Genomic DNA, 12,760 nt, shown 5'->3' with positions numbered 1-12,760 from the left:
GAAAACTATGCGTTTACCCCTTCTGCCATAACATCCAAAGTAGGGAAATAACCAGAATAAGCCTGCTTTATTTGCTGATCACGTGCCAGTCTGTTGTAAGCTTGTGCGCTAACTTGTGGGTTAGTTTTTATGACCTGGTCGATTGCCACTTGCAGGGATTCACCCTGAACAAACCCACCTGAAAAAAGGAAAACACCCAAAGTGACAAGGCATAGACAAGGGTAATGATTCATACAAGCCTCTTTAAAACTAATATGTTTTGCTTAGACCACTCTCACTTCGTATTTCAGCGGATATATAAGAAAAACAAATAGCTAAGAAGTTGATATTCATAACGTTATAATCATGGTATCACAAAAAACAATGGAATTGAAATATTTTGGAGCTTTGATTTATATGAAAAGTCAGCCTGATTTAATTGGTTATAAGCTCTACATTTTCCATCATTTTTTTAACCGAAAATATCGAGATGAGGGCTTATGCCAATTCGTCTCCGCCGCAACACAAGGGTGCAAAAGATAACGAGAGTCGGAATGAAGTACGAACTGACTTAACTACATCAGTATATTTGGACTGGGTTCGGCAATGGGTTTGGGATGGAGCGACTTTAATTGGCGGGTGTTGTGGGATCGGGCCTGAACACATCGCTGATCTTTGTAAAAAACTGACCTGATAATTAAAAAGACCTGGATGCAATCATTTTTTAAGAGTTTAAACTGCGTAGTCACTCTTACCGCCTATAGGTGGTTGGAATATTTGACAGCCTCCACGTAACATTCATGTGTTTGCTCATCGGTAAGAAACAGATTATGCTGGTATCTTTTACAGGCGCTGAGGTTGTTCTTTTCTAATGCCTCGGCCAAATGTAAAAAGCCCAAATACCTATTCTCTTTTCCCTGTAGCGTGTCTTTTACCACAACGGTGATAGGTAGTTTTTCCAGAATCTCTGACATTGAACAGCCTAACATTCCATCGAGTAGTGAGAATAATCCAACCATGAAAAGGTCAGCAGACTCTGTCTCTGAACTGTTCGTCATTTTACCCAGCAGTTCACAGAATTTGGCTCGTACTAAGGCTAACCGCACAAGTTCATCCGGTTTGTCGGTGGCCAACTCCGATACAATGACAACCAGGCAAAAGCTTCTGAGTTCCTTCTCTCCAAGTAGGGCAACCCCATGTTGTACAGTAGTAACTTCTTGAAGGAGATAGAAAAAAGCTGAATTGAGAAACCGCAATAGTTTGTACGAAATTGCTACATCCGATAAAATTATTTCTCGTAATCGTTCCAATTCAATTTCTTTTTTCGTTATTTCAGCTAGAAGCCTGATCAGGTTTAATTTTATTGCTGATATTTCCTTAATCTTAATACCTTCAGGTTTGCAGAAAAAATAGCCTTGAAAATAGGAAAACCCCATCCGGTTTGCGAGTATAAACTCTTTTTCTGTTTCAACCTTCTCAGCCAATAACTTAACCCGGTGATGTTTGAGTAAATTAAGGGTCCTCACCAAACTATTGAGAGGAGTGAGGCGAATATCGATTTTAACAATCGTTGCCAGTTCGAGCAGTGGTTCGTATTTTCTATCATATACGAAGTCATCAAGAGCTAAGGTATAACCACGATCTTTGAGCTTTGAACAGATAGACACTATTTCAGGGGTTGGTTCGACATCTTCAAGAATTTCTACCACTATCTTATTCTTTGGAAAAGAAAGTGGCAGATCGTTTTTTAGTAGATCTGTGGTGAAATTGACAAAACAGAGTCGATTGTTTGAAATTACCTCTATATCACCCGTGAGAAAAGCGCTGGAAAGGAGACTGGCTGTCGCCTGCTCACCACTGACCTGCCCCAGCATTTTTCCAGGTGTGCCACGGTATAGTAATTCATAACCGTAAAGCCGCTTATTGATATTTAGTATTGGCTGTCGAGCAATAAACTGTTCCATAATTTCAGGATAAGGCCCAATTTCTTGTTATTGTATTAGAAGATAAACAAAGATTTTCATTGCAAGTGACACATGGTGCCACAGTCATTTGGTTCGCATCATTTTTGAAAAATGTTTTCTCATCTTCACCTGATCTTCCTTTTCCACAAGTGTAAAGCGGATTGCTGTGCACTCAACATCCTCTCTAACTACTATGCCACGTGCCTCAAAAGCATAATCTTCTCCTGGTAATGTGAAGGATATAAGAACCTTTTCCTGGAGTGGTAATGCCAAGCTCGGTTGTTCAAATGCGCAACCGTCAATAGAGATATTAACCAACCTCGCCTCACCTTCATCATAGGCTGTTTTGTAACTCAGCAGTATATTACTGCATGGAAACCTCAATGCGGAGCGTTTTGATTTCATGTCTTCCTCTTGAAAGAGCCTGTCCAAGTGGCGTTATAAGATCCGATTAAAATCAAACTTATACTGTCTACTGACTATAACTACAAAAGCATTTTGTGTTCGTTAACATTTGAAGAATACTCATGCATTGAAGACTATCACAAAGCCTAACACATGACAAATGCCAGAGGCGATGAATGAGCTATTACTCATAGATATATGTAATGTAACTCATATAGACCAAGGAGAGAGGTCCGGAAAAGATAGAAACCGCATAAAGATATGTATAGTAGTAGCCTGACGTCCTGCAATATCACTGATATTCATTGAACTCAATGATACACTACAAAGATCAAAGCATATGGGGCGTTGTTAAAGGCCAGACAACTGCGTTATTTACAAAAGACTCAACTCATTAGAATTGATCAGAGTAAAGAATCCTTTTTTCTACTGAGTGGTTGAAAGATCGTGCTTGATTGTCCCTCAGCAATGGACCAGGCCTCTCTATTTATCTCCGCCTGTCTGATCAAGAATTGATTGGGACTCTTCCAGTTCTAATACAATCACATCCGGATTCCAGTCGAGCCACTCTTTCTTGGCTTTTTCATACAGTTTGAAATGATCTCCGGGAGATGCCGATTCCCACTCTTTTTCGTCTTCAGGTGTGGCCAGTGCTATACCGCCTTTCATGATGGCCTCAAAGGATTCCGTTGAGACGGTAACGCCTGAGAATATTCCCCCCTTAATGGAAATTCCGCTCGCATTCCAAAACTTTGTGTTGCTGCGAATTATTGGTCTGTACTGTTCTTTAATAGAGATAAATATATGAACTTTTTGAAAGGTCGGAGAGAGTTCATAGCCGGTAACCTTACCCACCTGTACCTGACGATAGTACACAGGAGAGCCAATGGATACTGAACCAAGATGTTTTGCATCGAGAATGATACCAAGCCCATCTAGGTTTGCCAGTTCAGTTCTTGGCGGTCTATTTATGGCAGTAAAATTACGGGTAGCAGGACCATCACCTGGGAGAAAATCGAGATATGATCCGAAAACGAGGGTTTCAACATTTTTTACGCCTCTGAGATTGATCTCAGCTTCAGCGACCCAAATCTTGGTATTTTTACGAAAAAGTTCTTCCACAGTTCGATTCACCTGCACGGTCGTGATAATGGAATGTAAATCATCTGAGAAAATGAGTTTTGTTACCTTGCCTACCTTAATACCTTTGTAGCGAACAGCTGAGCCTTCACGGAGTCCCCTTGATGCCTGGAGGCGTACCGTCAATTCGACTTCGTCAGCGTTAAGAGCGGCAGATAAGTCTGCATAGAGGGGGTATGGACTCCCTGGTTTTTTAGGAAGAGCCGTTTCGATGGTGAGACAGCCGATGCCTCCTTTAATGATAGAGTTGAGTGATCCACTCTGAAAGCGTACTCCACCTAATCCACCTGAAAACTGAAAGCCGCTGGTGTTGTAAAATCTGGTCTTATTGTGGATAAGATTTTGATATTCTGTATAGATAAAACATTCAACCAGGACATTCTTTTGATCTTTTGTGAGACTGAAATCATCAATAACACCAATTTGGATATTTTTATGCAGGACTGGTGAGCCAATGGAAAGAGAGCTGGCATCGCTGGATAATATTTTGACGGATATACCAGAGCGCTGGAGTTCTGGAACCCCGACTGTGGCGTTTTTGTAGTTGTCATGGAGGGTGAATTTGAAATGCTCTGCTGGTGTAAAATTCTTCTTTTTAGCAAGTTTATCAGGAGTAGTGAAGCTGATCCCTCCGTTGAGCATTTTGGTAAGTGGTCCAGTTGACAAGGAAACCCCCTTATCCAGGGAGGCACTGAATTCAACTCCGGAATGCAGCCAGAAAATTGATTTTGTACTCAGCAGGTGGAGATATTTCTCAAAAATATATATATTTGTGTGAATGTTTTGCCCTGAACGTTCAAGATCAACATCCACCACCTGACCCACAACAATATTTTTAAAGTATATAGGTGCATTTCGACTCACACCCGTGGGATTTTCCGACTCAAGCGTAAAAGACTTTCCTGGCCTGAGGGGAGTAAGCGCAGGAGGTTCTGAAAGAATATTAAAATGGTTGGTATACTCGCCTGTTCCAGGTTGAAAAGTAATATAGGCTCCAGATAAAAGAAGCTGCAGGTTCTGTATACCTGAAGGTGCAATTTCTGGTTTTACAAGCCAGAATTTTGTATTTTCCCTCAGAATCAATTCTGCCCTGGGGTCAAGTAGTATATGTGCTGTAACTGTTCTTTGTTCATCGTCGTTGATAGTGATTTCTTTGACAAAACCAGCTTCCAGTCCACGGTACATCACCTTAGTTGAGGCTTCCAGAATATCTTTACCAGAGGCCAAGTTCAGGGTCATGGCTATACCGTAGTTGGCAGCCTCATAGTCTTTAAAAAGGGAGAAGGTGTGACCATTTTTAACCTGTTCACTGTCTTGCATCTGCTCGGGTGTATGGAGGAGGATACCGCCTTTTAAAAGGGAGGCCAGTGACTCAACGCGTAATTTAAAATTAGGGAGTTTTCCGCTCAGCTGAAGGCCACTGGCATTACAAAACCTGCTGCCTGAACGGACGAGATGGGAGAAGTTTGGCTCTACAAAAAAATCAATGAGTACACTCTTATCGCCGTCAAGCTGGTGCTTAGTTACATAACCGATCTTTATATTTCTGTAATAGATGCCAGTTCCCACCTGAATGGAACCAAGGGCCTCGGCTCTTAATTGCAGATGCAGGCCCGGGGTATCAGAAGGGATGGGAGGGGGGGAGTTGAGTCCCTCAAATTCATCTCTTGGCGTGGTTGAGCGGCCAACCTGAACTCCGATATAGCTTCCCGAGAGAATGGTTTCAAGACCGCGAACGGAGCTTGCAGAAAGTTCCGGTCGAACAATCCAGAAAAGAGTATCTTCCACCAGGTATTTCACCGCTTCCTTATCGATTTTGACGGTGGCCTTGATCTGCTGGTTGGTAAGATCTGGGGAGATACTTTGCACAAGACCAATTGGAATGCCCCGTGTTATAACCTGTGTTTTTCCTGCAGTAATACCAGAAGCATCATGAAAATAGATTGTTATCTCTTCTCCCGCATTTTTATAGCTTGAGTAGACAAGCCAGCAGCAGATACATAGTGCCACGAGAGGAAGTGTCCATACAGCTGAAATGCCCTTGTTTTTTGATACAACGGGTTCAGAAGTCATGTTTGGTGTTTTGTTATGGTTGAGATGGGTTGGATTTCGGAGCACTTGTCCCACATGATACGAGGATCAAAGGTAATTGCTGCAAACATAGTTGAGGCGACCACCATACAGAAATAGGTGGCCGCCGGAGCTGCATAAATTGAGGTGAAAAAACCAAAGTCCACAAGGGTCGTGAGCAAAGCTATGACAAAGATGTCGAGCATAGACCACCTGCCCACAAAAGCGATAAATCGGTACATTGAAGTTTTTTGTCTTAAAAAACTGTTTCCACAGTGACTCTTTGAGAGGAGAAGAATCGAGAGACCGATTATTTTAAACACCGGTACTAGTATTGATGCGGTAAAGATAACAAGCCCAATGACAAAAGAGCCGTGCTGGAAAAAATAAATAATCCCGTCAAGAATTGTGGATCTGTCAGCTACACCGAGAAAGTTGACCTCCATGATGGGCAGGAGGTTTGCTGGAAAGATCAGGACCAATGAGGTAAAAACCAGTGCCCATGTTTTACTGTAGCTTTGTGGTATACGTATGTGGACAGTTTCACCACATCGAGGGCACTTTTTTCCGTCAAAGATCGTGGGAAGTACGTTTTCACAACTATGGCAAGAGGTGAGATTTTCTCTTTGGCCGGTGGTAGGCGGACTATTTGCTACAGATGTATACGTTATATCATTTCTGTTTTTGCTATTTCGAGAGTCTATAAGACCCCAGAAATATTCTTTGTCTATGGTCGTAGAGATAGCAAGGGAGATGAGTACAAGTGCAGTAAAACAGAATAATCCCGGCAGGTAGACTATCTCTGTGCTGTCCACCATCTTTATTATTGTTATCATTATTCCAAGAAGATACACCTCAACCATTGCCCATTCTTCCAGGTGGAGAAAACTCCTGAATAACTTAGCTAGATACTTCGGGTAACGTTTGTGCTGGAGGTTAAGGCTTATGGTACAAATCATGGATAGTAGCAGCAGCGGGAAGACGAGAGCGGACAGGAAAACCATCAGGGAGACAAAATAGTAGTCATTTTTGTAAAAGTTTACTATCGATTCGATTACATTGGCCGAGTCGCTGAACCCCAGACTTTCAAAAGTCATCAGGGGCAGAAACATTGCCGGCAGGTAGAGGAGTAGGCCTGTGAGCGACAGGGCAAGGGTCCGTTGAATAGAATTTTTTTTAAATCTCTTAAGGGTCCTGCCACATCTGGGACAGGAAATGGAGCAGTCTGGCGGCACCTTGTGTCCTGGTAAAAGAAGATCGCAGTCCGGGCAGATTATGATATGTGTTGTGTTGCTTGCGGACTCCAATTTATATACCTTGTAAAAGAATTGATTGTGAACGATGAGACGGTTGCTCGTCTACGATATATTATCGTGAAAGGAGCCGTTTGTCATATGAAAATATTGAATTAAAAAACCCTTGGATGAATCTATCATGGAGATTTTTATCCATAGGGCAATAAGAGATTGGAGAAGTTTAAATGGCAACCCAAAAATGGTTACAGGTTACAGTAACGGCAGATCCTGCTCTTATTGAATCCATAAGTGATTTCCTGATTGGAGTACTGGATGCAGGAGTTGAGGCGGCGGCAATAGATGAACCGGATTATGGTACAATAAATGGTTATATCCAGGATCCAGACCCTGACCCAAAAGAGGTAGAGAGGATTCTCGATCAGCTTTCAGTGTATTTAGATGAATTACAGGATATTTTTAATGTTGCCGCTCCGAAGCTTAGTTCAAAAATCATCGAAGACAAGGATTGGGGAAAGAGCTGGAAGGAACATTTTAAACCCTTTGCTATTGTGCCGGGCCTCGTGATTGTGCCCACATGGGAAGATTATGTTCCCAAAGAAGATGAGTCTATTATCACCATGGATCCGGGGATGGCCTTTGGAACGGGGCACCATGCGACCACATCCCTTACACTTGAGTTTATTCGGGAAAGCCTTCTTGAATCAAGTGATAAGAGGGTTTTGGATGTGGGTACCGGGACTGGAATTCTTGGAATGGCCGCTGTTCTCTTTGAGGCAAACGAGGTTCGAGCCACGGATAATGATCCGGAGGCGGTAAAAGCTGCAAAGGAGAATGTTGTATTTAATGGGATGCAGGACAAGATGGATGTGAGTCTTGATTCCCTTGATGAGATAACTGAATCCTACGATGTTGTGGTTGCAAACATCGTTCACGATGTTCTTATCAGCATGGCGGATGATCTTATCAGACTGACAGCTAAGGGGGGTGCTCTGATTCTTTCAGGTTTACTTGCAGAAAAGCAGCTTGCCAATATCAAGCGAATTTTTAGTGAAAAAGGTATGAGCCCGGTTGGTGAGAAAATTCGCGATGAGTGGTCAGCAATACGATTTATAAAAAAGGTTTAAGAAATGTGGGGGCTACCACTTATCCCATTGATTGACCGTTGCTGATTATCCGGATTAGATGGGGGTAAACTGATAGTCAGTGTCAAAGATGACACCGATACCATCTTCTGTTTGTCTGATGACAATGCCGGTAGTGTTCACCCAGGTGTGATCACCTTGTATCTGTCTGAGGCTTTCCATGGAGAGGATGAATTTAAGTTTTTTTAGATCGTCGACACTGAGATAGAATTTGATATCCACCTTGCTTGCCATGGGAAATTGGTGGTCAGTTTCTAAAAATGCACCGCCGGAACTTATATTTGCTGCTACGGTATCAATAACCTGGGGCTGGTCTTTTGAGTGTCTGTAGGATATCTTTGCCTGCAAATTGAGAGAAAATCGTTCCTGCTCCCTGCGGTTTGTTGACATGGTCTCTGTATTTCCTTGTTGCATGGTTGAGGTCAAAATAAAATTCTTTATTCATAATTACGGTAAGTAATGCGGGTTGTCAATTTTTAAAGCTCTTTTGACGCTCTCACTTGCAGCACCGTAAGATATATTAGATACATTAGATTCATAAACAGTTGGTAACAGAGATGAGACGTTTTTTCTTCGATCCTGCAACACGACGTGATGACACCGTTACTCTTTCAAAGGAAGAATCCCGGCATATAAAAAAGGTTCTGCGGTTGGACGTTGGTGCTGGTGTAGAACTCCTGGACGGTAAAGGTAGGATTTACAAGGGTGTAATATCGGATCTGGGCAGGGTGGTTGCGGCAAGAATTACAGGGACCCTAAGTGAGAATGCACAAAGCTCTGGAGGTGTGCTGGTATGTCAGGCCATTCTTAAGGGTGAGAAAATGGACACTGTGGTGCAGAAGTGCACTGAATTAGGTGTGACAACTATGGTCCCTTTTCAGAGTTCAAGGTGTCAGGGAAAACTGGATCCTGTGGTGGGGCAAAAAAAACATGGTCGTTGGCAACGGATCGGGCTTGCTGCCTGCAAGCAGTGTATGCGACCTATGCCTATGGATATAGATGCACCAGTAACATTTGAAGAGGCTGTAGCAAGTGAGGAGCTTGGTGAGAAAACCGTGCGTCTGCTATTTTGGGAAGAGGAAAAAGAATTTCATTTACAAGATGTAGTGGGCTTATCCTCTGCTGAGTCCATAGCACTGTTACTTGGGCCCGAAGGTGGGCTCAGCCATGAAGAAATAGAACTGGCACGTCAGCATGGATGGGTAACTGTAAGTCTTGGCCAGAGTATCCTCCGGGCAGAGACAGCAACACTTACGGCTGTTTCCATTGTTCAATACCTGACCGGCAGCCTGTAAACCATCTCCCCCTGTCTTGTATGATTTTTTGATATTATCTTCACGATTTGTATCCATGTAGAAAAGAGTAGATCAGGTAATAATATGGTTTTATTTGGAATTAATAATAACTTGAGAAAATCGGGTTAAGGATAGAGTAACAATGAAAGAAGAACTTTCCCGGTCAAAAATTTTGCAAAACAGTTGTCCTCCCGTCTCTTTTGAAGAGGCGCTGGCAGCCGGCCATCTCATTGTGGATGTGCGTTCAGCGGCTGAGTATAAGGTGGGGACTGTGCCGGGTGCTGTGAATGTTCCTCTTTTTGATGAGGATGAGCGAGCGGTTATAGGTACCATATATAAACATGGGGGCCAGGATAAGGCCATTGATAAGGGGTTTTCCTATGTGGGGGCAAAGATAGGAGAACTACTAGGAGCATTTGAACCATATCGGGACAGGGTGGTGGCGGTTTGTTGTGCACGAGGCGGGATGCGCTCTAGGGCCATCGTGAACCTTCTATTGCAGTCAGGGTATAAGGCACACCAGATCATTGGGGGATATAAGACATACCGACATGGAGTTCTTGGATTTCTCGATAGCTACGCTCCAAAACTCATTGTACTCCATGGTCTAACCGGGACTGGAAAGACACGAATCATCCAGGCACTCGATAACAGTATTGACCTTGAAGAGTTGGCAAGACATCGGAGTTCACTGTTTGGAGGTCTGGACCGTGAGCCAAGCTGCCAGAGAACTTTTGAGAGCGAGCTTGTTCAAGCGGCAGAAACTCTGGGGCAGGAACCATATTTTGTAGAGGGTGAAAGCCGAAAAATCGGTAGGGTCTTTATCCCAAAGCCATTTGCCATGGCCATGAAGAGTGCTGTTCTTGTGAATATCACCTGCAGTCTTACGACAAGAATTGAACGAATAGTGGAAGACTATCCGGTGGAAGGAGAAAAAAAACGGCAGGATATTTTGAAGATTCTCCTCTCTTTGAAACAGAGCATGGGTGCTGCCCGTGTAGAGGAGATGTGCGATCTGTTTAACAGCAATCAGCTCCACGACCTCGTACGTATTCTTCTGGTAGACTATTACGATAAGAGATATGCACGGAGTATGAGCGAATACAACTTCGATCTGGAGGTCTCTTCTGAATCCATCAATAAAGTTGCTGAACAATTGACTGCGTTTCGGGCTTCCCTGCTTGAATAATAGTAGAAGGCGAATCCGGATTTATCATCAGTTAAGGTGGTGCAAGATTTGAAATTCGGGTTAAATTCCTTTGATGTACTGCTTGTCTGTGGTCGGGTATATTCGCTGCCTGACCTTGTCTCCTTCCGGGTCTTTTCCTTTGAGACAATCTTCAAAATACTGAACTGTCTCTCTTTTATCCCTGGGGCTGTTCGTCTCTGTTTCTATGTTACGCAGGTCTATAAAATAATTGTCAAATATGTCTTTTGTGTCCGTTATAATGGCGGTATTAAGGAAGTTGTGGTTGTTGTAGACGGTGTGGTAATGACCAGACTGTTTATCAACGATGATAGATGTTCCTTGTAGTGTTCTAATGGTCGATTTTTTTTGGCAGTGACTGAGGCACTGATCGTCTACACTGTCTTTTTCACATCCGGTAACCTGATGAAACAGACATTGCCTACTGGTCATCATGATGATCGGGTGATAGATACTGTAGTGGAGGCTAAAGTTCTCCGGCTTCTTAATGGTCTTTATCTGATAGTTGTTGAGCTCGTTTGATATAAAGGCCCCGGCACAGTGAAACTCTTCTTTCAGGCATAAGAGAGAGTAGGAGTTGGCAATATTGAGGTGTGGGCCCGCTATCCAGTTAATGCCCAGTTTGCTCGCCTCATGGGCTATTCCACTATTATTGGTAACAATTGATTGTGGATTGAGTCGCTGTAACAGTTTAATTGCATTTTCAAAATGCTCCCCGATCATGACAGCCGGGAACCAGGGAATCAGTTTGTCATTTTCTTCAAAAAGATCAACATACTTTGAAATATTCTTATCAAAGCACCCGGGTAATTCAAAATAGACTTCTGCCTGACTGTCTAAGAGATAGGTGTCCTCAGGTGACGCAATCAGAACTGAAAGAGAGGGTTGCTGTTTCTGTGATCTATTCTGTTTTAGGCGTGGCAGGGTGACGGGAGCAACAAATTCTTTTGAATTATGCAGAAGTTTGAAGATATTTCTTTTTATTCTGGTTAGCTCCTTGAATGGTAGCTGGAGCTCGGGCTGCAGGTCATTTAAGATAATGTTTTCAAGTTGATATTCTGAGTCGTTAAGGCTTCGGAACAGTTTTTCCATATTGTGGTGGGTAATACTGTTGTTTCCTGGGAGGCCAGTTCGAAGGGGTACATGGCTTTCAATATCATAAGAGGTGTCGCCGGTGGTGATGTTGATTTGAAGAGTTCTATCCATCGTACCGCTTAGGACAATGGTGAGAGGGACCTTATCAATGCTGAGGTGTTTAATCGTATCTTGAACGTGGACGATGATGTCGGTTTTTTCGTCATAGAGCTGTCGTTTAGCTTGCTCCAGATTCTCTTCAATATTTCCGGTGAAAGTACCTGCCAGGTGCAGGGCAGAGTTGTCCCGGGGGTTATCGATAAACATACCCTTATGGATATCATCGGCTAAAAAGCCGTTGGTGAAGTCTCTGTTAAAGACCTTGTAGAGACCTGTGCTTCCTTTCGATAGCTCCTGGCGATTATAGTAATTCTGCAGTTGTTGCCGGTAACTTGCAACCACCGTATATACATAATGGAACTTCTTAATTCTTCCTTCAATTTTGAGAGAATCAACCTCCGCCTCAGCAAGACTCTCGAGATCATTAAACGCAGAGTTATCTTTGAGGTTAAATGGAAAGTTGTTTCCCATCTGGGTTGTTTGATACTCGCTTCTGCACGGTTGGCTACAGCGGCCACGGTTACCCGATTTCCCATCAAGCACCGAGCTGATATAGCAGAGTCCGGAAAAAGAGAGGCAGTTGGAGCCGTGGACAAAGACCTCTGTCATAATGTTGGTTTGGTGGGCTTTTTCAGTGAGTAAGGTAATCTCTTGAAGGTTGAGTTCCCGGGATAGGTTGACCCTCGTGACACCCAAGCTACTTAAGAAGTCGATTTGTCCACGGTTATGGGTGGTGAGCTGGGTGGATCCATGGACAGGAAGACTCTTGAAATATTTTTGCAAAAGATACAACATCCCTATGTCCTGGAGGATGATTCCATCAATACTGCTATTGCTGAGTTTATTTAAAAGAGTAGTTAATGTGGCAATCTCAGGTTCAACGATAATGATATTTAAGGTAAGAAACACCTGACAGTCGTTTTTATGGGCAAGGTGCAGGATCCCCTGTAATTGCTCGTAGCTGATGTTCTCAGCACGATTGCGAGCGTTGAAGCGCTCAAGACCACAGTAGATTGCATCAGCCCCCGCTGCAATCGCCGCTTTGATGGAGTCTATGTCACCACCGGGAGCGAGTAATTCTATTTTAGGAACCATGATCGTTTGTTTT

At 43.2% G+C, this 12,760-nt stretch carries 11 protein-coding genes; 4 read left to right on the top strand and 7 right to left on the bottom strand.

The features are described from left to right. Nucleotides 1-5: 5 nt before the first annotated feature. Nucleotides 6-233, bottom strand: coding sequence for a TolC family protein (locus ACX6CI_RS18720; RefSeq protein WP_458775183.1), 228 nt, complete (start codon nt 231-233; stop codon nt 6-8). A gap of 236 nt (nt 234-469) precedes the next feature. Between ACX6CI_RS18720 and ACX6CI_RS18715 the strand changes: the two genes are divergently transcribed. After that, nucleotides 470-673 (top strand): homocysteine S-methyltransferase family protein, encoded by a 204-nt coding sequence (locus tag ACX6CI_RS18715; RefSeq protein ID WP_458775182.1) that lies wholly within the window; start codon nt 470-472, stop codon nt 671-673. Nucleotides 674-737: 64 nt separating this feature from the next. Here ACX6CI_RS18715 and ACX6CI_RS18710 read toward each other — a convergent pair whose 3' ends face one another. The 4 genes from ACX6CI_RS18710 to ACX6CI_RS18695 form a co-directional block, all read right to left on the bottom strand. After that, entirely contained in the window at nt 738-1,943 is a 1,206-nt protein-coding gene (locus ACX6CI_RS18710) for an EAL and HDOD domain-containing protein (protein WP_458775181.1), read from the bottom strand. Nucleotides 1,944-2,027: 84 nt separating this feature from the next. Then, entirely contained in the window at nt 2,028-2,348 is a 321-nt protein-coding gene (locus tag ACX6CI_RS18705) for a PilZ domain-containing protein (protein ID WP_458775180.1), read from the bottom strand. A gap of 483 nt (nt 2,349-2,831) precedes the next feature. Then, nucleotides 2,832-5,561, bottom strand: a complete 2,730-nt coding sequence (locus ACX6CI_RS18700; RefSeq protein ID WP_458775179.1) for a PqiB family protein — start codon at nt 5,559-5,561, stop codon at nt 2,832-2,834. After that, nucleotides 5,558-6,865, bottom strand: a complete 1,308-nt coding sequence (locus ACX6CI_RS18695) for a paraquat-inducible protein A (protein WP_458775178.1) — start codon at nt 6,863-6,865, stop codon at nt 5,558-5,560. The genes ACX6CI_RS18700 and ACX6CI_RS18695 overlap by 4 nt, the downstream gene beginning before the upstream one ends. A 173-nt stretch (nt 6,866-7,038) precedes the next feature. Between ACX6CI_RS18695 and prmA the strand changes: the two genes are divergently transcribed. Beyond that, nucleotides 7,039-7,938 carry a 50S ribosomal protein L11 methyltransferase gene (prmA, locus tag ACX6CI_RS18690; protein WP_458775177.1) on the top strand — a complete coding sequence of 300 codons (900 nt, stop codon included), beginning with the start codon at nt 7,039-7,041 and terminating at the stop codon, nt 7,936-7,938. 54 nt (nt 7,939-7,992) lie between these two features. Here prmA and ACX6CI_RS18685 read toward each other — a convergent pair whose 3' ends face one another. Further along, nucleotides 7,993-8,346 carry a PilZ domain-containing protein gene (locus tag ACX6CI_RS18685; RefSeq protein WP_458775176.1) on the bottom strand — a complete coding sequence of 118 codons (354 nt, stop codon included), beginning with the start codon at nt 8,344-8,346 and terminating at the stop codon, nt 7,993-7,995. A 167-nt stretch (nt 8,347-8,513) separates the two neighbouring features. On the opposite strand from ACX6CI_RS18685, the gene ACX6CI_RS18680 reads away from it, so the two are divergent. Next, nucleotides 8,514-9,251, top strand: coding sequence for a 16S rRNA (uracil(1498)-N(3))-methyltransferase (locus ACX6CI_RS18680; RefSeq protein ID WP_458775175.1), 738 nt, complete (start codon nt 8,514-8,516; stop codon nt 9,249-9,251). Nucleotides 9,252-9,393: 142 nt separating this feature from the next. Beyond that, nucleotides 9,394-10,440, top strand: coding sequence for a tRNA 2-selenouridine(34) synthase MnmH (mnmH, locus tag ACX6CI_RS18675; RefSeq protein ID WP_458775174.1), 1,047 nt, complete (start codon nt 9,394-9,396; stop codon nt 10,438-10,440). A 60-nt stretch (nt 10,441-10,500) separates the two neighbouring features. Here the strand turns inward: mnmH and ACX6CI_RS18670 are convergent, their stop codons facing one another. Beyond that, on the bottom strand, nt 10,501-12,747 hold the full coding sequence (locus ACX6CI_RS18670; RefSeq protein ID WP_458775173.1) for a peptidase U32 family protein: 2,247 nt from the start codon (nt 12,745-12,747) through the stop codon (nt 10,501-10,503). Nucleotides 12,748-12,760 lie beyond the last annotated feature (13 nt).

The organism is Desulforhopalus glucosivorans (assembly GCF_054397165.1).
Note: the sequence above shows the minus strand (reverse complement) of the source record. Positions and strands in the feature narration are given on the sequence as shown.

Coding starts and splice junctions, on each gene's coding strand:
- ACX6CI_RS18720 (WP_458775183.1), bottom strand. CDS start 233: ATGAATCATTACCCTTGTCTATGCCTTGTCACTTTGGGTGTTTTCCTT.
- ACX6CI_RS18715 (WP_458775182.1), top strand. CDS start 470: ATGAGGGCTTATGCCAATTCGTCTCCGCCGCAACACAAGGGTGCAAAA.
- ACX6CI_RS18710 (WP_458775181.1), bottom strand. CDS start 1,943: ATGGAACAGTTTATTGCTCGACAGCCAATACTAAATATCAATAAGCGG.
- ACX6CI_RS18705 (WP_458775180.1), bottom strand. CDS start 2,348: ATGAAATCAAAACGCTCCGCATTGAGGTTTCCATGCAGTAATATACTG.
- ACX6CI_RS18700 (WP_458775179.1), bottom strand. CDS start 5,561: ATGACTTCTGAACCCGTTGTATCAAAAAACAAGGGCATTTCAGCTGTA.
- prmA (WP_458775177.1), top strand. CDS start 7,039: ATGGCAACCCAAAAATGGTTACAGGTTACAGTAACGGCAGATCCTGCT.
- ACX6CI_RS18685 (WP_458775176.1), bottom strand. CDS start 8,346: ATGTCAACAAACCGCAGGGAGCAGGAACGATTTTCTCTCAATTTGCAG.
- ACX6CI_RS18680 (WP_458775175.1), top strand. CDS start 8,514: ATGAGACGTTTTTTCTTCGATCCTGCAACACGACGTGATGACACCGTT.
- mnmH (WP_458775174.1), top strand. CDS start 9,394: ATGAAAGAAGAACTTTCCCGGTCAAAAATTTTGCAAAACAGTTGTCCT.
- ACX6CI_RS18670 (WP_458775173.1), bottom strand. CDS start 12,747: ATGGTTCCTAAAATAGAATTACTCGCTCCCGGTGGTGACATAGACTCC.